The 18,106-nt window shown below is 61.7% G+C and carries 19 protein-coding genes and 1 tRNA gene; 16 read left to right on the top strand and 4 right to left on the bottom strand.

The window, feature by feature from the left end:
* The first annotated feature begins 252 nt into the window (after positions 1 to 252).
* From G3N93_RS16550 to G3N93_RS16600, 11 genes are all read left to right on the top strand, one after another.
* Positions 253 to 435, top strand: coding sequence for a hypothetical protein (locus G3N93_RS16550; RefSeq protein ID WP_206133498.1), 183 nt, complete (start codon positions 253 to 255; stop codon positions 433 to 435).
* A 100-nt stretch (positions 436 to 535) separates the two neighbouring features.
* Positions 536 to 745, top strand: coding sequence for an AlpA family transcriptional regulator (locus tag G3N93_RS16555; RefSeq protein ID WP_206133499.1), 210 nt, complete (start codon positions 536 to 538; stop codon positions 743 to 745).
* Between the two features lie 13 nt (positions 746 to 758).
* A complete protein-coding gene (locus G3N93_RS16560; protein WP_206133500.1) occupies positions 759 to 1,088 on the top strand; it encodes a helix-turn-helix domain-containing protein in 330 nt (109 codons plus the stop codon).
* Positions 1,089 to 1,091: 3 nt separating this feature from the next.
* Positions 1,092 to 1,487 carry a hypothetical protein gene (locus G3N93_RS16565; RefSeq protein ID WP_206133501.1) on the top strand — a complete coding sequence of 132 codons (396 nt, stop codon included), beginning with the start codon at positions 1,092 to 1,094 and terminating at the stop codon, positions 1,485 to 1,487.
* Positions 1,488 to 1,671: 184 nt separating this feature from the next.
* Positions 1,672 to 2,235 (top strand): hypothetical protein, encoded by a 564-nt coding sequence (locus G3N93_RS16570; RefSeq protein ID WP_206133502.1) that lies wholly within the window; start codon positions 1,672 to 1,674, stop codon positions 2,233 to 2,235.
* An 89-nt stretch (positions 2,236 to 2,324) separates the two neighbouring features.
* Entirely contained in the window at positions 2,325 to 2,795 is a 471-nt protein-coding gene (locus G3N93_RS16575; RefSeq protein ID WP_206133503.1) for a hypothetical protein, read from the top strand.
* Entirely contained in the window at positions 2,792 to 3,157 is a 366-nt protein-coding gene (locus G3N93_RS16580) for a hypothetical protein (RefSeq protein ID WP_206133504.1), read from the top strand. Before G3N93_RS16575 ends, G3N93_RS16580 begins: the two co-directional genes overlap by 4 nt.
* 2 nt (positions 3,158 to 3,159) lie before the next feature.
* Positions 3,160 to 4,179, top strand: coding sequence for a hypothetical protein (locus G3N93_RS16585; RefSeq protein ID WP_206133505.1), 1,020 nt, complete (start codon positions 3,160 to 3,162; stop codon positions 4,177 to 4,179).
* Between the two features lie 123 nt (positions 4,180 to 4,302).
* Positions 4,303 to 5,418 (top strand): hypothetical protein, encoded by a 1,116-nt coding sequence (locus G3N93_RS41570; protein WP_241026571.1) that lies wholly within the window; start codon positions 4,303 to 4,305, stop codon positions 5,416 to 5,418.
* A 9-nt stretch (positions 5,419 to 5,427) separates the two neighbouring features.
* The gene (locus G3N93_RS16595; RefSeq protein ID WP_206133506.1) at positions 5,428 to 5,607 is read left to right on the top strand and encodes a hypothetical protein; all 180 of its coding nucleotides are present in this window, start codon (positions 5,428 to 5,430) and stop codon (positions 5,605 to 5,607) included.
* A gap of 86 nt (positions 5,608 to 5,693) precedes the next feature.
* Entirely contained in the window at positions 5,694 to 6,365 is a 672-nt protein-coding gene (locus G3N93_RS16600; RefSeq protein ID WP_206133507.1) for a hypothetical protein, read from the top strand.
* Between the two features lie 731 nt (positions 6,366 to 7,096).
* Here G3N93_RS16600 and G3N93_RS16605 read toward each other — a convergent pair.
* The 4 genes from G3N93_RS16605 to G3N93_RS16620 form a co-directional block, all read right to left on the bottom strand.
* A complete protein-coding gene (locus G3N93_RS16605; protein ID WP_241026572.1) occupies positions 7,097 to 7,522 on the bottom strand; it encodes a hypothetical protein in 426 nt (141 codons plus the stop codon).
* A 499-nt stretch (positions 7,523 to 8,021) separates the two neighbouring features.
* On the bottom strand, positions 8,022 to 9,251 hold the full coding sequence (locus tag G3N93_RS16610; RefSeq protein ID WP_206133508.1) for an integrase arm-type DNA-binding domain-containing protein: 1,230 nt from the start codon (positions 9,249 to 9,251) through the stop codon (positions 8,022 to 8,024).
* A 170-nt stretch (positions 9,252 to 9,421) separates the two neighbouring features.
* Positions 9,422 to 9,496, bottom strand: a tRNA-Arg gene (locus tag G3N93_RS16615).
* A 155-nt stretch (positions 9,497 to 9,651) separates the two neighbouring features.
* Positions 9,652 to 9,834, bottom strand: coding sequence for a rubredoxin (locus G3N93_RS16620; RefSeq protein ID WP_011352822.1), 183 nt, complete (start codon positions 9,832 to 9,834; stop codon positions 9,652 to 9,654).
* Between the two features lie 199 nt (positions 9,835 to 10,033).
* Here G3N93_RS16620 and G3N93_RS16625 point away from each other — a divergent pair, with 199 nt between their 5' ends.
* From G3N93_RS16625 to G3N93_RS16645, 5 genes are all read left to right on the top strand, one after another.
* Positions 10,034 to 10,438 carry a DUF4399 domain-containing protein gene (locus G3N93_RS16625; RefSeq protein ID WP_174942816.1) on the top strand — a complete coding sequence of 135 codons (405 nt, stop codon included), beginning with the start codon at positions 10,034 to 10,036 and terminating at the stop codon, positions 10,436 to 10,438.
* A gap of 275 nt (positions 10,439 to 10,713) precedes the next feature.
* Positions 10,714 to 12,699, top strand: a complete 1,986-nt coding sequence (locus G3N93_RS16630; protein ID WP_206133509.1) for an ATP-binding cassette domain-containing protein — start codon at positions 10,714 to 10,716, stop codon at positions 12,697 to 12,699.
* Between the two features lie 242 nt (positions 12,700 to 12,941).
* Positions 12,942 to 14,924, top strand: coding sequence for a DNA topoisomerase IV subunit B (locus G3N93_RS16635; protein WP_174942811.1), 1,983 nt, complete (start codon positions 12,942 to 12,944; stop codon positions 14,922 to 14,924).
* A 69-nt stretch (positions 14,925 to 14,993) separates the two neighbouring features.
* A complete protein-coding gene (gene parC / locus G3N93_RS16640) occupies positions 14,994 to 17,315 on the top strand; it encodes a DNA topoisomerase IV subunit A (protein ID WP_206133510.1) in 2,322 nt (773 codons plus the stop codon).
* A gap of 250 nt (positions 17,316 to 17,565) precedes the next feature.
* Positions 17,566 to 18,024, top strand: coding sequence for a CopD family protein (locus tag G3N93_RS16645; RefSeq protein ID WP_085041971.1), 459 nt, complete (start codon positions 17,566 to 17,568; stop codon positions 18,022 to 18,024).
* Positions 18,025 to 18,106 lie beyond the last annotated feature (82 nt).

Below are 18,106 nucleotides of genomic sequence, written 5' to 3' on the forward strand. Positions count from 1 at the left end.
TCGAGCATTACAACGAGAAGCATCCCCATAGCGCGCTGAAATACCGCTCGCCTCGCGAGTTCCGGCGCTCGATGGATTCAGCAACCTTAGTGTGACGCTGTGTCCGGTATTACAGGGGCAACTCCAGCGGTATATGGCAGGGCAACCCGCGCGACACAGAAGGCGAAGGCTGGGAAGGAGCGAACCGCCAACAATGACCTAGGGGAGTCATTGGACGATGTAATAGGCACGCTGGCGCGTGAGCATCACGGAATGAAGGCCAGCGAAGTGTGGCCGCATCTCAAAACCGCTATTGCGGAATGGTCTGGTGATTCCGTTGCCGAAACCGGACAAGAGGATGGCCGTTCCTATCGTTTTGAACATGGCGGAAAAGTCGACTCGATCATGTACAACACGTTCCGGAAGAAGCTATCTAGCGCACGAAAAACGCGATAAAGCGGCAATTATCCCGGCTGCATGCCGGATCGTTTTTTTAATACGGACATCGACAGGCACAACCGTGCATGTGTCGAGACAAACTCTAAGGAGAGAGTCGATGTCCGTGAACACCAGGGGCCTTCGCCCTAACCAGGCCGCCGAAAAACTCGGTATCGGTGTGAGCACGCTCTGGCTGCGTGCGAAAAATGATGCTGATTTTCCGAAGCCGGTAAAGTTGAGCAGCCGAACCACTATCTTCATCGAGGCTGAACTCGACGCCTATCTCCAGAAGCGCATCGCTGAATCGCGCGGCATGGTTGCCGCGTAAGGAGGCGGGCGTTATGACCAGCAAAAAAGACAAGGGCCGCTACCCCTGCCAGGGTGCGACCCAGAAGACCAGCAAGGTCAATCATAGGGATATGTCAGCCGCTGCGCAATGCAAGCGCGTGCTCGAATATCTCAAGGCTGATGGGCAGACTACCTACAGCTTACGCAGCAAAGGCATCAGCCATCCCGCGCAACGCATCAAGGAGCTCATCCGGCTCGGCTATCAGATCTGCTCACATCGCGTCTCGGCAGTCGACTCAGACGGATTCCTGCACGCCAATGTCGCACGATACAGCTTGCTTGATCGCGAACCGGATCTCGTCGACATGATGGAGGTCGCGTGATGTATGGGCAAGTCGAAGCGACACGGTACATCGAGCCGCGATGCCGGTGGCTTTGTGCCGATTCCATGGATGGTGCTGGACAGCCCAGCGTATTTACGACTGTCGCATCCAGCGAGATCCCTGCTGCTGGAGATCGCGCGGCAGTTTCACGGGGACGACAACGGACGAATGATCGTCACTCTGGCGCACCTGAAGCCGAGGGGCTGGAAATCGTGCGACACGATCCAGCGGGCGAAGCAGGAACTGCTGGACGCCGGCCTGATCTTCGAGACTGTGAAAGGGCAAAGGCCACACAAGGCGAGCTGGTACGCATTGACCTGGTTGAGTCTAGACAAGCTAGACGGATTCGATCAAGGAGCGGCAGCGGGATTTGTCCGCAGCGCGTATCTGAAAACGTAGTCCTTACTCCGTCTGACGGGGTAGAGAGCACTCCTATTGCACCGGGAGACGGTGTAGAGGGGGGCTCTACTACACCGGGAGACGGATCAATAGAGGCTGTTTTGGACGCTCTCTCTACTCCGTCAGACGGAGACCCTCTAGAGAAGCCATCTGTACCGGCCGTTCAAGCAGGGGAGGGGCGGCAATGAACCAGCAATCGATGCTGCCCGATACTGAAACGTTACCGAAACGGAAACGTCGGCAGGAAGAGATCACGATGGCCGAGTTCCTTGATGCTTGCAAGGCTACTGGCGAAAAGGCCATCCCTGCCGATGATCCGGCTTATCGCTATGCCGAGCGCGCCGGCATTCCTGATGATTTCCTTGAGATCGCATGGCTCGAGTTTCGGGAGCGCCATCTCGACAACCCGGCAAAGAAATACCGGGACTGGCGGGCGGCCTTCCGGAACGCGGTCCGGGACAACTGGTATCGATTGTGGCGCTACGCCGACGGCGGATGCGTCCTTACCGTCCAGGGTGAGCAGGCATCGCATGTGCATGGCAAGGCGGCTCCGCGCACGGACGCACAGAGCCGTGACGTTGCGCGGATGTGGGCGTCTTCGCAAGCTGACCGAGCCGCAATCAACGCCACGGAAAACGCCAAAGCAAAGGCATTGCTGTTTGGCTCCTCTCCGCGGCGCCCTTCGCGCCACAGCGGCTTCGATCAGATCGACTACCGGGATGGTATCAATGAAGACGGCTCGTTCTGAGAGTGGATCAGGTGCTGAGGAAGCTGGTAACCCCACTTGCTCATTCGGCAACTAGTGCATCAATTTTAGAAAGTTATCGGAGATTGAAAATGAAGATGTTCAGCAAAACTAACGATAAGGCAGAGAGCGCGGTGGTCATGGGTGTGAAACGGGATGTGACGATCAGCGACGAGCCGAAGAAGCGGCCGGATCACGTGAGAGTCGAAAGCGACGAGTGCACGTGGAAAATCGGCCTGACGCTGGACGAGCAGCATGAGCTCGGCTCGGCGTACGAGCGAGGTATCAACGACGAGGAATCGTTCTTGAGCCTTTTTGCCGACCGTATATATCGCTCCTGCGCGAACACGCTCACCGTCGAATTTAAGCCATGTGAGCCTGGGAAGGTGTCCTTGTCGGTCAGTGCCGACAATCCTAATTTTGCAGCGGAGGGCGACCGTGCACATCTGACTGTTCCATACAGAGAAGTGGGTGCGCTCATCGTCCAATTGATTGAGAAGTCCCAATCTCGCAAGGACCTCATCTCTGATCTGGTGACTTCCCTTCAAAGGAGCGATGCATGAGCAACGATCTAAGGCATCTGGTTCCTGCCGGGCTGGCGGAAATGGTGAACGGCCAACTGCAGATCAGTGCGGCAGGCTGGCTGTGTGTTGCACTAACCAAGCTGTACGACGCCAACGCGGCCGAAAGCGATAAGACATGGTCCTTCGACGCCGTAGCCAAGTTGCTGGACGGTGCTCGCGGTCGCGGATTTGCCAATACAGGCACCCTGCTGACCCTAGCCGCGACCGGTGCGGAGGCACGATGCTTCGCTGGATTGGCACGGGAGGCCATGGAGGGCGCAACTCCTGAGGAGGTTACTGCAGCCATCGGTTTGATCCGGAGCGAGGAACCTATCACGCGTTTCCCCGAAGAGCAGGAGTAACGATGCGCTATTACGAACTAAACCTATATCGCCCAGACGACACAACGAAGCCCGTCCGCACATGGACCTCCTATCCGAATGGGCGGTTCGACCCTGGCGCGCTCGATGTCGAGTTCGATGTGTTGGTGACGGCGTACCACACGCCAGTAGGCGGCTCGTCCATCAGAGTTCATGGTGTGGCGTTGCAAGACTTGATGCAGCCGCAGCAGTTTGGAATGCAGATAGTGGGAAACAAGGTACAGCCGGGCATGTATCTTGAACTGAAGGGTGGCATGGGGAAGGGTCTTCCCCTTGCAAATCCTGCGCAGGCTCAAACCCTGCTCAAGGGGCAGATATACCAGTCGTTCGGCCAGTGGGAAGGCACGGAGATGCAACTGGACTTCACCATCAACGCGGCGGATTTCAGTTCGGACAACCCCGGCAACTACGTGCTGAACTGGAAGGCCGGCCAGCCGCTTCAAACAGCACTTCAAAACTGTCTGTCGGTGGCGCATCCGAATATGCCGACGCTGTTCGGCATCAGCAACCAACTCGTGCAGTCGTATGACGAGGTGCACCTTTGCAGCACGCTCGATGAACTCGGTCAACTCGTCCAAGAGATGACAGTCGGGCAATTCCTTGGGGAAGAATACCCAGGGGTCTCCATCGCAATTAATGCAGGCGCAATTAGCGTGTTCGACGGCTCCCAGCCGCCCCAGGCGACGGTGCAAATCAATTTCACCGACCTCATCGGTCAACCGACCTGGCTCGACGCGGGCACGATGCAACTGATGGTAGTGATGCGCGGTGATATTCAGGTTGGCTCACAAATCAGGATGCCAACTGGCTTCACGAGCGGGGCGGGTTCGACCATCTTTCAGTCCAGCGACCGCAGCGCGTCTGCCTACAACTACAACCTTACGTTTTCCGGCACGTTCCTAGTGACTGGACTTCGCCACATCGGGCACTTCCGATCGACTAGTGGGGCGGACTGGTCCACGGTAGTCGAGTGCGTGCCGACGACGCCGGCCGGCAGCTTCTGAGGACGCGTCCCGCTCCATGCAAAGGAAGTTGAAAGAAGAACGTTTTCGTCGATAGGAGGGCACTGTAACCAGAACACCAATCTGAATCGAACCATACCTCAAATATTTACATTAGGAATACGAATGAGTCAGTTTGTTATTGTTAATAACGTCAACACAACGCTTGCATCCGCCCTTCCGTCTTCGTCCACGACGATTGTGCTGGCGAGCAGTGCCAATCTGCCGACGCTCAGTGCCGGCCAGATCATGCCCATCACTCTTAACGATGAGGCAACGGGCCTGAACTACGAAATCTGCTACGTCACGGCTATCAGCGGAACATCGTTGACAGTGACGAGGGCTCAGGAAGGGACGAGTGCTCTAAATTGGAACGTCGGCGATTATGCGTTCTGCGCCTTCACCTCTGGGACAACCGCAGTATCAACGGGCAATCCAGGCAATACGTTCCAAGTGGCCGCGCCCACGGCAGCCAATCAGGCCATTCCGGCCGGACAGGCTGCCGGCGTCGTCGGTGCCGCCCGCAACCTCGTGATGTCCGTCACCGCAGCAAGTGCATCGGCAACACTCACGGCAGACGAGATCATCGTCGAGACAGCGCTCGGCGGCATCCGCTATTGCCTGTCGTCGTTCTCGAAGACCATCAACCTCGCCACAACCGGCGCGGGCGGCATGGACGTTGGAACGGCGCCGGTGTCCGGCTTCGTCGCACTCTATGCCATCTACAATCCAATCACGGCGACGAGTGCATTACTCGCGACCAACGTTAGCAGCTCCGTCGCGCCGAACATTTATGGTGGTGGAAATATGCCCGCGGGTTACACCGCGTCGGCATTGGTGAGCGTCTGGCCGACGAATGCAAGCTCGCAGTTTGCGGTAGGCTTTCAGGACGAACGCAAGATTTGGATCACTCCTCAGGCGGCACTGAGTACTAATACGCAACAAAGCAGCCTCACAGCGCTATCGATTTCGTCTCTGGTCCCGAAAGGCGCAAAGCGTATTTCGGGAAATATTGTCGTCGGCTCCAGTTCCGCCAATGCGTCGATGACAGGGCAAGTTGCGGGATCTGCGCAAGCCTTCGGTGGGCAGCAATTGACGGCTTATACAGGATTTGCCGGTCAAGCCTATACGGTGCCGTTCAACGATGTGCCGTTGATTACGGCACAAACCATGTATTACTCGGCAGTCGTCAATACGGGAACCATGGCGCTCACCATCACGCTCACGGCCTATACGTTCTGAGGAATTGCCATGATCCAGGTGCAATTTTTTGATTCGTCCGAGACGACGATTGTTTCCTATTTTGCCTGCCCGCAAGATTCGAAGGCCTACCCGAATCAAGCCGTGATCGACACAAGCGACGAGCGTTGGAAAGCGTTCTGCACACTGGTCGATGGTGCCAAATGTGGGCTTCCGACTCCGGCGCCCTGAGCCTCCGATCTGGATTTTTGGGACCAGTACGAGCATAAGTGCGCGGGCTGGTCCTTACCACTACGATGTCGCAAAAGAGGTGGGCAATGACTGAAGGAAACGCGGTCGCAACGATGCAAGACAAGGAGGTGGCACAGGGCGATGAGGCAAACCCGGAAGAGATCGCCAAGGCACAGGTACGGGCAGCGAGAAAAGCGCGCATGACAGTCGACGGAGGAATGTCGTCAATCCAGATCATGCAGATGTTCGGCACGCCGTTGGCGTGCGAAACGCTCTCGGTTGCGGAACTCGGCGTTGCTTTGAACGACATGGTCCGCCAGATCAGCGAGGGCGATATGTCGAGTGTGGAGCGCCTTCTTGTGACCCAGGCCGTCGCGCTGAACGCGCTTTTCGGCGAGTGCGCTCACCGGGCCAGCAAGAACATGGGCTCTCATCTGCCGGCGACCGATGCCTACATGCGCATGGCGTTAAAGGCGCAGCAGCAATCGGCGACGACGCTCAAGATCCTGGGCGAGATCAAGAACCCGCGGCAAGTGGCGTTCATCAAGCAGCAGAACAACGCGCAGCAGCAACAGGTGAACAACGGTACTCCGCCACCTTCACGCACACGGAAAGAAGAGGGTGACCCGACGAACGAACTTTTGGAGCACCAGAATGGCGAATGGATGGACGCCGGAACGGCGGGCGAAGCAGGCCGAGGCAATCAAGCGATGGAAGCCGTGGGAGCGGTCGACCGGGCCGGCGACGTTCGAGGGTAAGGCCGTATCGGCTCAGAACGCGACGAAGCATGGCATGCGGTCTGCAGAGTGGCGAGAGCAGTTGAAGCAGCTCAACGCCTTTCTGCGTGCGTGCCAGAAGCGATTAAAGAATGAGGTGTGAATCACGCAGACGTAGCCAGGAGCCCGGGGGCTACGTCAGCAAGCATCACGAGCTGATTCGGCATCCGAGAGAGGTGTAGGTGAAGGGCAGGAGGTTTTTTGAGTCCCTAAAGGGTTCAAGTACGCCTAGGCGAATTGTGGGACCAGTACGCGCACGCGCGCGAGGCGCTCCCCGATAACGCCGAATTTCTCCGAGCTTTTGTTCGCACATTTCGGAACGACTTGATTCGCTGGGAGCCTTGCGGGGCGGCGCGCGTGCGGATTTGTGAGCCGTGTTTTCCGAACGAATTTCCACGCAGATAAATCCGAGCTGCCAGATCCCTTAGTGAAGATTGTTGCGGCAGGAGCAACAGTCGCGAGACGTAGTTTCCACTTTGGTTTCCACGGAAAACGTGGGATCTGGAAACCGTCTCGGGGTGGTTCGCACCTCGGAGGCTCGCAGGCAGGTTCGCAAGAAAAGCGCCCAGTTCGCTGGCGCTGCGAGCAGGGTGCCGGCAAAAAGCGCAGTGTCCGACCGGAGAACCCAGACCCCCCGCCAGAGCCTTTAGAATAAAGGGCTTTCGCGCTGTTGACCCAGTAAAACGGCTGATCCGGGCCGCCTCCGTGGGGGATCAGACCACCATCATCCGGCCGGTCGGCGTCACGATCCAAATGTCATCGCGGCGCCAATTGGCGAAAAGCCCGCGCGAAGCGGGCTGGGCTAATCTCACACCTTGTACGGCCCTGCTAGCCGCGACATCTACGATGAACGCGTCAGCATCCTTGTTCGAGGCACCTTTGTGTTTATCGAAGGTGCTACCGGACCCGAGGTAGTCGCCGGCGCACATCACGCCTGCGCGCGCGACGGCGTGGCCGATGTCTTCGACAGGGAATAGATCGGGGAGGCCAGCCTTGCGCTTATGTAGCTCTCCAGCTACTTGACGCGGCATTAGAACCTCGACTGCTTGTTGAGCTATCAGGTTGCGCAACAACTCGACATTCTCCGCATCCTGTTCGAGGCGATCATAGATGTTTGAGTCAAGGATGATCTGGATCATCGGGACATGGCGAATTTATGCGGCCGCAGATGCTAGGCGCGCAACGTGGATGAACAGGAGATCACCGTAGGCCCATACGATGGTTCCAATGATCGTGAGGCAGGTAGAAAATCCTAGGCCGCACTTCTGTTTTGAAAGATACCGTGATCTCAGCGCCATAATCTCTGGGCTACCGAATGATCCCGGGGTAAGTAGATCACCTAGATGGCTTGCTTTGTTCTGAGCTAAGAAGGCAAATACCGTGACTGGCGCACCGGCCCGTTGGAACCATTGAGCCATCGAGTCGCTCATCGGCCGTAGAGCATCGGTACACGGTAGCGCGATCAGCAGGAGGGCTGCTAGTCCAAGCAGGAATGCGACGGAGCGCCAAGCCGCCTCAACCCTCTGCTCGTGTTCCTGCCAAAATTCTGATGCTGTTGTCATTGAATACCTCGTGGCGCTGTCAGATGGCTCGATGGATGAATGTCTCAATCTCGTGCAGCGCTGGTGACGCGATCGCCTAGCGTCCGACGTTGATCGGAATGACTGCTGCGCCAGCCTCAAGTGCATCAAGGTGATCGGCCCAGTGTTGCATCATCTTCCGACGTTCGGGCAGGAACTCGGCGTGCACGTATGCCGCAGTGACCTGATTGCGCTCGGCGTGGGCAAGCTGCCGATCGACCACATCGCGGCTATAACCAAGTTCGCGTAGCACGGTTGCGGCCAAGCCGCGAAACCCGTGACCGGTCATGCGCGACTTGTAGCCCATACGGTAGAGCGCGTAGAGCATCGTGTTGTTCGAGATGTGGCTTCGGCCCTGGACGCTGTAGAACACATGCCGTTGATCGCCGTTGAGCTCGCGTAACGCGGCCAGTGCGTCGAGTGCTTGGCGCGACAGCGGGACGATGTGCGGATCGCGCATCTTCATGCGCTCGGGTGGAATCCGCCATTCGGCGGCGCGCCCGTCGAACTCATCCCACTCTGCGTTGATCATCTCGGTTGTTCGAGTGAACGTCAGGGCCATGAAGCGAAGCGCCAGCCGCGTAACAAGATCCCCTTGGTAGGCGGCAATGTCCCGCATGAGCTGCGGAATCTCGACGGGTTTGACCCGCGCCATGTGCTGGACGCCTGCGCCTTTCTTGAGAACAGTCTCGGCATCGATGTCCGCGGCAGGATTCCGAGGGCATCGCCCGGTCATGATCCCGTACTGGAACACTGCACGCGAGCGCTGGAGAATACGCTTTGCTGTCTCTCGTACGCCGCGGGATTCGACGGCCCTCAAGATTTCGAGCATGTCGGGCGCCTCGATGTCTCGGATCGGACGATGGCCGATTCGGGGGAAAACATCGACCTCTAGCGAGTTGATCACTTTGCTCGCATACACTTCGGTCCAGCCGTCTTTCTGGGTAGCAAACCACTCGCGCGCGACAGCCTCGAACGTCGACGCGGCTTCGATCGCCCGGGTGCGTTTAACTTCTCGCTTCTGCTCGGTCGGATCGGTGCCGACGGCCAGTTGCTTCCGCGCATTGAGGCAGGCCTGCCGAGCCGCAGCCAGCGTCACCTCTGGATAGACGCCGAACGATGCGAGCTTTTCCTTTCCGTCGAACCGATACTTCATGCGCCAGTACCGGGAGCCGTTCGGCATGACCTGCAAGTAGAGCCCCTTGCCGTCAGCCAAACGGTAAGGCTGCTCGGCGCCCCTTGCACGGCGTACTTGAAGTTCGGTTAACGGATCAGTTCGCTTCGGCATTTGCTGATGGGGGTATCGGGGCCGAGTGCTTTGGGGTATATCCCCACTGATACCCCCAAAGTACTTGGCTTGTGCTGGACAATCTTGGACAATGATGGCAGAAAAAGCCTAGGCCGAACAAGGCTGTGCGTTGCTTTTCGGATGAACTTGGAGGAAGGTAGACGCTGAGATGGTCCCCCCGACAGGAATCGAACCTGTATCTAGCGCTTAGGAGGCGCTTGTTCTATCCATTGAACTACGGGGAGAGCCATGTCCGAGTGATCGCAAAAAACGCGAACCGGACGGCGGTGTGGACAGCGCGCAGAGTATAGCAAACGCGCGGCGCGTCGGCGGGGCGGAATGCGCGCCGACGCGCGCGATCGCGCAATCAGCCGCGATCAGAAATCAGAGAACCAGCGAATCAGAAATCGACGACGACGAAATCTTCCTTGCCCACATCGCACAGCGGGCAGCGCCAGTCGGCGGGAATGTCGGCGAAACGGGTGCCGGGCGCGAGGCCTTCGTCGGGCAGCCCTTCCGCTTCGTTGTAGACCCACCCGCAAATCAGGCAGACCCAGCTCTGGTATTCGGTTACTTCGCTCATGTAGCGCTCGGGAAAATGGAAATTCGGTGATGCCGTCCGCGGCCTGGCCGGCGGACGAAAGGCGCAATGGTACCGGAATTTCGCCGAACGGCTCCGTAACGTCGTTTTAAACGTACGCATCGCGAACAACGTAACTGAAACACGCCCGCCGTGCGTGCGGTGTATGCTTCCGAGGCTGTCCAATCATAAGGAGAATGCGATGCTGAACAGAAAGTGGATCGCAGGTGCGGTATGCGTGGCGGCGATGGCCGTGTCGACGATGGCGCGGGCCGAGGCGCGCGTGTATTTCGAAGCGCCGAGCGATGGCGCGACGGTGTCGAACCCGGTGCTCGTGAAGTTCGGGCTCGAAGGGATGGAGCTTCGGCCCGCCGGCGACATGACACCGAATACCGGCCATCATCACCTGCTGATCGACGGCCGGCCGATTCCGAAGGGCGACGTGATCCCCGCGAGCGAACGTTCGCTGCACTTCGGCAAGGCGCAGACCGAAACCGAAATCAAGCTGCCGCCCGGCCAGCACACGCTGACGCTGCAGTTCGGCGACGGCGCGCACCGCTCGTACGGCCCCGAAATGAGCTCGACGATCATGCTCAACGTGAAGTAATCGCGCATGCCGCGTACGGGCGCCCGAGGCGTCCGGCGCGGAGTGGTCGATCGGCCGGCCGCCGGCATCCGGTCGGCGTGAGCCCGTTGCCCAGAACTCGCGGCCGGCGTCCGCCAACGGAAGCCGGCCGCACCCGATGTGCCATCGCATCGCGTCGAAGCGCTTCGATGGACGCCGCCTGCCTGCCGCCCAAAGTACGGTTCAACCCGCCTCTCAACCCGTTTGCCGGCCTTATCCGTCTGGCCATGCCGGTGACGCCGCCCGCGACCGGTACAATGGGCGCTTCCGATTTCTCTCTTCGCCGTCTCCCCATGTCGCTCTATTCCATTTCCGGCGCGCAGCTCGCGTTCGGTCACGTCGCGTTGCTCGATCACGCGGATTTCTCGCTGGAAGCCGGCGAGCGCGTCGGCCTGATCGGCCGCAACGGCGCGGGCAAGTCGTCGCTGCTGAAGATCGTCGCCGGGCTCGCGAAGCCCGACGACGGGCTGGTCACGCGTCAGCAGGAGCTCGTGACCGTCTATGTGCCGCAGGAGCCCGAGTTCGAGCCGGGCGCGACGGTGTTCGATGCAGTGGCGTCGGGGCTCGCGCACACACGCGAACTGCTCGAGGAATACGATTCGATCGCGCACCGCCTCGCTGATATCCCCGAAGGCGCCGAACACGATGCGCTGCTCGCGCGGATGAATGCGCTGCAGTCGTCGCTCGACGCGCACGACGCGTGGAGCTGGCGCACGCGCGTGTCGATGACGCTCGCGCAGATCGGCCTGGCGGACGTCGATGCACCCGTCGATGCCTTGTCGGGCGGAATGCAGAAGCGTGTCGCGCTGGCGCGCGCGCTGGTGCTGCAGCCCGACGTGCTGCTGCTCGACGAACCGACCAACCACCTCGACTTCGACGGCATCCGCTGGCTGGAAGAACTGCTCGTCGCGCAGCGCGCGGGCCTCCTGTTCATCACGCACGATCGCGCGTTCCTCGACCGCGTCGCGACGCGCATCGTCGACCTCGATCGCGGCCGGCTGCTGTCGTACCCGGGCAATTTCTCCGCGTACCAGACGCGCAAGGCGCAGCAGCTCGAAATCGAGCGCGTGGAAAACGAGAAGTTCGACAAGCTGCTCGCGCAGGAAGAGGTGTGGATCCGCAAGGGCGTCGAAGCACGCCGTACGCGCAGCGTCGGCCGCATCGCGCGGCTCGTGCAGATGCGCAACGAGCGCGCGGAGCGCCGTAACACGCTGGGCAACGTGAGGCTGGATGTCGCGCAGGGCGAGAAGTCCGGCAAGATCGTCGCGGAGCTGACCGACGTGACGAAGCGCTACGGCGGCCGCGCGGTCGTCGATCGTTTCTCGACGACGGTGATGCGCGGCGACAAGATCGGCTTCATCGGCCCGAACGGCGCCGGCAAGACGACGCTGCTCAAGCTGATTCTCGGCGAACTGAAGCCAGACGAAGGCACGGTGCGCATCGGCACCAACCTGCAGGTCGCGTATTTCGACCAGATGCGTGCACAGCTCGACCAGGAAAGGAGCCTCGCGGATACCATCAGCCCCGGCAGCGAATGGGTCGAGATCGGCGGCGTGCGCAAGCACGTGATGAGCTATCTCGGCGATTTCCTGTTCGCGCCGGAACGCGCGCGTTCGCCGGTGAAGTCGCTGTCGGGCGGCGAGCGCAACCGGTTGCTGCTCGCGCGCCTGTTCGCGCGTCCGGCCAACGTGCTGGTGCTCGACGAACCGACCAACGACCTCGACATCCAGACGCTCGAACTGCTCGAGGAACTGCTGGCCGACTACGACGGCACGGTGCTGCTGGTCAGCCACGATCGCGCGTTCCTCGACAACGTCGTGACGTCGGTCATCGCGGCCGAGGGTGACGGCAAGTGGCGCGAATACGTCGGTGGCTTCAGCGACTGGCAGATCCAGAGCGCGCGCGCGGATCAGCTCGCGCAGCAGGAAGCCGCGAAGCGCGCGGTCAAGGACGCCGCGCCCGTCAAGGAAGAACCGGCGAAAAGCGCCGCGGGCCGCAACACGCAACGCACGGTGAAGCTGTCGTTCAACGAGCAGCGCGAGCTCGATTCGCTGCCGGAGAAGATCGCCGCGCTCGAAGAGGAGCAGAAGACCATCAACGCCAAGCTCGAAGACGGTTCGATTTTCGCGAAGGATCCGCAGGAAGGCACGCGCCTGACCGAGCGGTTCGCGGCGATCGACGACGAATTGCTCGCCGCGCTCGAACGGTGGGAAACGCTCGAGGCGAAGCGCAAGCCTGCGTAAAACGCATGACGCGTCGCGCGGCCGGCGGCCGCCGCGCGCGATTCCGCGATTGGCGTGCCACGCGGAACCAGTAAAATACCGCGCGTCCCGGGCAGCGCAGCGCACGCCGCGCGCCCGCTTTCGGAGCAGTCCAAGCACACCGTTGTTTCGATTCGCTTTTTTACGGAACTCAACGTTTTGTCCACGACGTTATCCACACGAGGTGTGGACAACGTCCCGATGAATGACGAAATTCAGCGCCTATGTCAACGAAGAAACCCAGCGCAGCCTATAGCGAAGCATCGATCAAGGTGCTCAAGGGTCTCGAGCCGGTCAAGCAGCGGCCCGGCATGTACACCCGTACCGAGAATCCGCTGCACATCATCCAGGAAGTCATCGACAACGCGTCCGACGAGGCGCTCGGCGGCTACGGCAAGCAGATCATTGTGACGCTGCACGCCGACCAGTCGGTATCGGTCGAGGACGACGGCCGCGGCATCCCGTTCGGCATGCACCCGGAAGAGGGTGTGCCGGTCGTCGAGATCGTATTCACGCGCCTGCACGCGGGCGGCAAGTTCGACAAGGCTGCAGGCGGCGCCTACACGTTCTCGGGCGGCCTGCACGGCGTCGGCGTGTCGGTGACGAACGCGCTGGCGACGCGCCTCGACGTGACGGTCTGGCGCGACGGCAAGATCGCGGAACTCGGCTTCGCCGAGGGCGACGTGGTGAAGCCGCTCGCGACGCAGGGCGCGGGCCGCGGCGAGAAGAAATCCGGCACGCGCGTGCAGGTGTGGCCGAATCCGAAGTACTTCGATTCGCCGAACCTGCCGCTCGGCGAACTGCAGCGCCTGCTGCGCTCGAAGGCCGTGCTGCTGCCGGGCGTCGAGGTCGTGCTCGTCAACGAGAAGTCGGGCGAGCGCCAGACGTGGAAATATGAAGACGGCCTGCGCGGCTACCTGCTCGACGAAATGAACGGCAGCGAGCTGCTGATCCCGCTGTTCGAAGGCGAGCGGTTCGCCGATTCGCGTTCGGGCGACGACACCTTCGCCGAAGGCGAGGGCGCATCGTGGGTCGTTGCATGGAGCGAGGAAGGTTCGCTCGTGCGCGAGTCGTACGTGAACCTGATCCCGACGCCGGCCGGCGGCACGCACGAATCCGGCCTGCGCGACGGTCTCTACCAGGCGGTGAAAAGCTTCGTCGAACTGCACAACCTGCAGCCGAAGGGCGTGAAGCTGCTCGCGGAAGACGTGTTCGCGCGCGTGTCGTTCGTGCTGTCCGCGAAGGTGCTCGATCCGCAGTTCCAGGGGCAGATCAAGGAACGCCTGAACAGCCGCGATGCGGTGAAGCTCGTGTCGTCGTTCTCGCGTCCCGCGCTCGAACTGTGGCTGAACCAGCACGTCGAGCACGGCAAGAAGCTCGCCGAACTCGTGATCAAGCAGGCGCAGGCGCGCACGCGCGCGGGCCAGAAGGTCGAGAAGCGCAAGAGCTCGGGCGTCGCGGTGCTGCCCGGCAAGCTGACCGACTGCGAGACGGAAGATATCGCGCGCAACGAACTGTTCCTCGTCGAGGGCGATTCGGCAGGCGGCTCCGCGAAGATGGGCCGCGACAAGGAATACCAGGCGATCCTGCCGCTGCGCGGCAAGGTGCTGAACACGTGGGAAACCGAGCGCGACCGCCTGTTCGCGAACAACGAGGTGCACGACATCTCGGTTGCGATCGGCGTCGATCCGCACAGCCCGGATGAAAGCGTCGACCTGTCGAACCTGCGCTACGGCAAGATCTGCATCCTGTCGGACGCGGACGTCGACGGCTCGCACATCCAGGTGCTGCTGCTCACGCTGTTCTTCAAGCATTTCCCGCAACTGATCGAGCGCGGCCATGTGTGCGTCGCGCGCCCGCCGCTGTTCCGCGTCGACGCGCCCGCGCGCGGCAAGAAGGCCGCGCAGAAGCTCTATGCGCTCGACGACGGCGAACTCGAGGCGATCCTCGACAAGCTGCGCAAGGACGGCGTGCGCGAGACGCAATGGAGCATCAGCCGCTTCAAGGGTCTCGGCGAAATGAGCGCCGAGCAGCTGTGGGATACGACGATGAACCCCGACACGCGCCGTCTGATGCCGGTGAAGCTCGGCGAGCTCGACTACGAGGCGACCGTCGCGCGCATGACGATGCTGATGGGCAAGGGCGAGGCAGCCGCGCGGCGCGGCTGGCTCGAGGAAAAGGGCAACGACGTCGAAGCGGACATCTAAGCCGAACACCTGCGCGGCCGGGCATGACACCCGGCCCGGCCTCACGCCACTTACGAATACGGAATTCAGATGGACGACAACACTTCCGATCTCTTCGCCAGCTCCGATGCACCGGACGCCGAAGCGCTGACGCTCGGCAACTACGCGGAGCAGGCGTATCTCAGCTACGCGGTCAGCGTCGTGAAGAGCCGCGCGCTGCCCGACGTGTGCGACGGCCAGAAGCCGGTGCAGCGCCGGATCCTGTTCGCGATGAACGAAATGGGTCTCGGCCCGGACGCGAAGCCGGTGAAGTCGGCGCGCGTGGTCGGCGACGTGCTCGGTAAATACCACCCGCACGGCGACCAGTCGGCGTACGACGCACTGGTGCGTCTTGCGCAGGATTTCTCGCTGCGCTACCCGCTGATCGACGGGCAGGGCAACTTCGGCTCGCGCGACGGCGACGGTGCCGCGGCGATGCGATACACCGAAGCCCGCCTCACGCCGATCGCGAAGCTGCTGCTCGACGAGATCGACCAGGGCACGGTCGACTTCATGCCGAACTACGACGGCTCGTTCGAGGAGCCGAAGACACTGCCGAGCCGCATGCCGTTCGTGCTGCTGAACGGCGCGTCGGGCATCGCGGTCGGTCTTGCGACCGAAATCCCGTCGCACAACCTGCGTGAAGTCGCGGCCGCGGCGGTCTCGCTGATCCGCAACCCGAAGCTCACGCACGCGGAGCTGATGAACCTGATCCCCGGCCCGGATTTCCCGGGCGGCGGCCAGATCATCTCGAGCGACACGGAAATCGCGGCGGCCTATGAAACCGGCCGCGGCAGCCTGAAGGTGCGCGCGCGCTGGAAGATCGAGGAGCTTGCACGCGGCCAGTGGCAGCTCGTCGTTACCGAGTTGCCGCCGAGCACGTCGGGCCAGAAGGTGCTCGAGGAAATCGAGGAACTGACGAACCCGAAGCTCAAGCTCGGCAAGAAGACGCTGACGCCCGAGCAGCTCAACACGAAGAAGGCGATGCTCGACCTGCTCGACGCGGTGCGCGACGAGTCGGGCAAGGAAGCGGCGGTGCGGCTGGTGTTCGAGCCGAAGTCGCGCACGATCGACCAGACGGAATTCGTGAACACGCTGCTCGCGTACACGAGCCTCGAATCGAACGCGACGCTGAACCTCGTGATGATCGGCGCCGACGGCCGGCCGGGCCAGAAGGGCCTGCTGACGATCCTCGACGAGTGGGTGAAGTTCCGCCAGCTGACGATGACGCGCCGGTGCCGCCATCGTCTCGCGAAGGTCGACGACCGCATCCACATCCTCGAAGGACGGATGATCGTCTTCCTGAACATCGACGAGGTGATTCGCATCATCCGCGAGTCGGACGAGCCGAAGGCCGCGCTGATGAGCGCGTTTGGCCTGAGCGACCGTCAGGCGGAAGACATCCTTGAAATCCGGCTGCGCCAGCTCGCGCGGCTCGAGAAGATCAAGATCGAGAAGGAACTCGAAGTGCTGCGCGACGAAAAGGCGAAGCTCGAGGAACTGCTCGCGAACGAAAGCGCAATGAAGCGGCTGATGATCAAGGAGATCGAGGCCGATGCGAAGCAGTACGGCGACGATCGCCGCACGCTGATCCAGCAGGAAAAGCGCGCGACGTTCGAGGCGAAGGTGGTCGACGAGCCGGTGACGGTGGTCGTGTCGCAGAAGGGTTGGGTGCGTGCGCTGAAGGGCCACGGGCTCGACCCGGCCAGCTTCTCGTTCAAGGCCGGCGACCATCTCTACGCGGCGTTCCAGTGCCGCACGCCGGACCGCCTGATCGCGTGGGGCAGCAGCGGCCGCGTGTACTCGGTGGACGTGTCGGTGCTGCCGGGCGGGCGCGGTGACGGTGTGCCCGTCACGTCGCTGATCGAGCTCGAATCGGGCTCGCACCTGATGCACTACTACGCGGCGCCGGCCGACCAGCAACTGCTGCTCGCGTCGAGCAACGGCTTCGGCTTCCTCGCGAAGGTCGGTGACATGGTGAGCCGCGTGAAGGCCGGCAAGGCGTTCATGACGATCGACACGGGCGCGGTGCCGCTCGCGCCGATGCCGGTGCTGCCGAACGCAACGCAGGTCGCGTGCCTGTCGAGCGGCGGCCGCCTGCTGGTATTCGGGATGGACGAGATGAAGACGCTGTCCGGCGGCGGTCGCGGCGTGATCCTGATGGCGCTCGACGACAAGGAAACGCTCGTTCAGGCGCTCGCGATCGATCCGGCCGGCGTCGTGCTGATCGGCACCGGTCGCGGCGGCAAGGCAATGGACGAGACGCTGTCGTATGCGGGGCTGGCGCCGCACGTCGGCAAGCGCGCACGCAAGGGCCGCGCGCCGGACACGAAGCTCAAGGTCGTCAGCGAGCTGCGTCCGCTGCTCGGCTGACGCCGCGCCCGTTAAATCGTCGGGCTCGGCCGCGATCGAGGGCCGCACCTCCGCTTCGGCGGACGTGCGGCCTTTTCTTTTGGAGCGGGGATTCGGGTAAGCAAGCGTGGCGCTGTCACGCGGAACTTGCAAAATAGTGTGAAATCGCGCCTGGGGTCTGAACCGCTCGGCGACAATCCGGTCGAACGTCGCTCGATGCCGCGTGCGACGCGGCCGTTCGCCGCACCCAACTCCTCACAGGATTGCCGTCATGTCCCATGCTGTCTCCGTCGCGCTGTTTCTTCATCTGCTGGCCGTCGCCGTGTGGGTGGGCGGGATGGTCTTCGCCAACTTCTGCCTGCGTCCGGCGCTGTCCGACCTGTCGCCGCAGCTTCGGTTGCCGCTGATCGAAGGCGTGTTCGGTCGCTTCTTCAACTGGGTTTCGGGTTCCGTGATCGTGATCCTGCTGTCCGGCGGCTTCCTGCTCGTGGAATTCGGCGGCGCGCACGCGACGTGGTCGCTGCATGCAATGGCCGGGCTCGGCGTCGTGATGATGCTGATCTTCGGGCATATCCGGTTCGCGCTGTTCCCGCGCATCCGCCGTGCGGTGCAGGCGCAGAAGTGGCCGGACGGTGCGCGCGCTGTGAATACGGTGCGCCTGCTCGTCCTCGTGAACCTCGTGCTCGGCGTCGTCACGATCGGCGCGGCGGTGTTGTCGCGCGGTTTCTGATTGACCGGGGCCGGCCGGCCCGCGCGCAGCCGGCGGTGCGCCGGCAAGCGCCGCTACGCGGCCAGCATTGCATCGAGCAGCC

Source organism: Burkholderia sp. Se-20378 (assembly GCF_017104665.1).
GTDB classification, from domain to species: Bacteria; Pseudomonadota; Gammaproteobacteria; order Burkholderiales; family Burkholderiaceae; genus Burkholderia; species Burkholderia lata.

Coding starts and splice junctions, on each gene's coding strand:
- G3N93_RS16565 (WP_206133501.1), top strand. CDS start 1,092: ATGGGCAAGTCGAAGCGACACGGTACATCGAGCCGCGATGCCGGTGGC.
- G3N93_RS16595 (WP_206133506.1), top strand. CDS start 5,428: ATGATCCAGGTGCAATTTTTTGATTCGTCCGAGACGACGATTGTTTCC.
- G3N93_RS16560 (WP_206133500.1), top strand. CDS start 759: ATGACCAGCAAAAAAGACAAGGGCCGCTACCCCTGCCAGGGTGCGACC.
- G3N93_RS16610 (WP_206133508.1), bottom strand. CDS start 9,251: ATGCCGAAGCGAACTGATCCGTTAACCGAACTTCAAGTACGCCGTGCA.
- G3N93_RS16555 (WP_206133499.1), top strand. CDS start 536: ATGTCCGTGAACACCAGGGGCCTTCGCCCTAACCAGGCCGCCGAAAAA.
- G3N93_RS16635 (WP_174942811.1), top strand. CDS start 12,942: ATGTCAACGAAGAAACCCAGCGCAGCCTATAGCGAAGCATCGATCAAG.
- G3N93_RS16600 (WP_206133507.1), top strand. CDS start 5,694: ATGACTGAAGGAAACGCGGTCGCAACGATGCAAGACAAGGAGGTGGCA.
- G3N93_RS16645 (WP_085041971.1), top strand. CDS start 17,566: ATGTCCCATGCTGTCTCCGTCGCGCTGTTTCTTCATCTGCTGGCCGTC.
- G3N93_RS16570 (WP_206133502.1), top strand. CDS start 1,672: ATGAACCAGCAATCGATGCTGCCCGATACTGAAACGTTACCGAAACGG.
- G3N93_RS16585 (WP_206133505.1), top strand. CDS start 3,160: ATGCGCTATTACGAACTAAACCTATATCGCCCAGACGACACAACGAAG.
- G3N93_RS16630 (WP_206133509.1), top strand. CDS start 10,714: ATGGGCGCTTCCGATTTCTCTCTTCGCCGTCTCCCCATGTCGCTCTAT.
- G3N93_RS16605 (WP_241026572.1), bottom strand. CDS start 7,522: ATGATCCAGATCATCCTTGACTCAAACATCTATGATCGCCTCGAACAG.
- G3N93_RS16620 (WP_011352822.1), bottom strand. CDS start 9,834: ATGAGCGAAGTAACCGAATACCAGAGCTGGGTCTGCCTGATTTGCGGG.
- G3N93_RS16575 (WP_206133503.1), top strand. CDS start 2,325: ATGAAGATGTTCAGCAAAACTAACGATAAGGCAGAGAGCGCGGTGGTC.
- G3N93_RS16625 (WP_174942816.1), top strand. CDS start 10,034: ATGCTGAACAGAAAGTGGATCGCAGGTGCGGTATGCGTGGCGGCGATG.
- G3N93_RS16550 (WP_206133498.1), top strand. CDS start 253: ATGAAGGCCAGCGAAGTGTGGCCGCATCTCAAAACCGCTATTGCGGAA.
- G3N93_RS16580 (WP_206133504.1), top strand. CDS start 2,792: ATGAGCAACGATCTAAGGCATCTGGTTCCTGCCGGGCTGGCGGAAATG.
- parC (WP_206133510.1), top strand. CDS start 14,994: ATGGACGACAACACTTCCGATCTCTTCGCCAGCTCCGATGCACCGGAC.
- G3N93_RS41570 (WP_241026571.1), top strand. CDS start 4,303: ATGAGTCAGTTTGTTATTGTTAATAACGTCAACACAACGCTTGCATCC.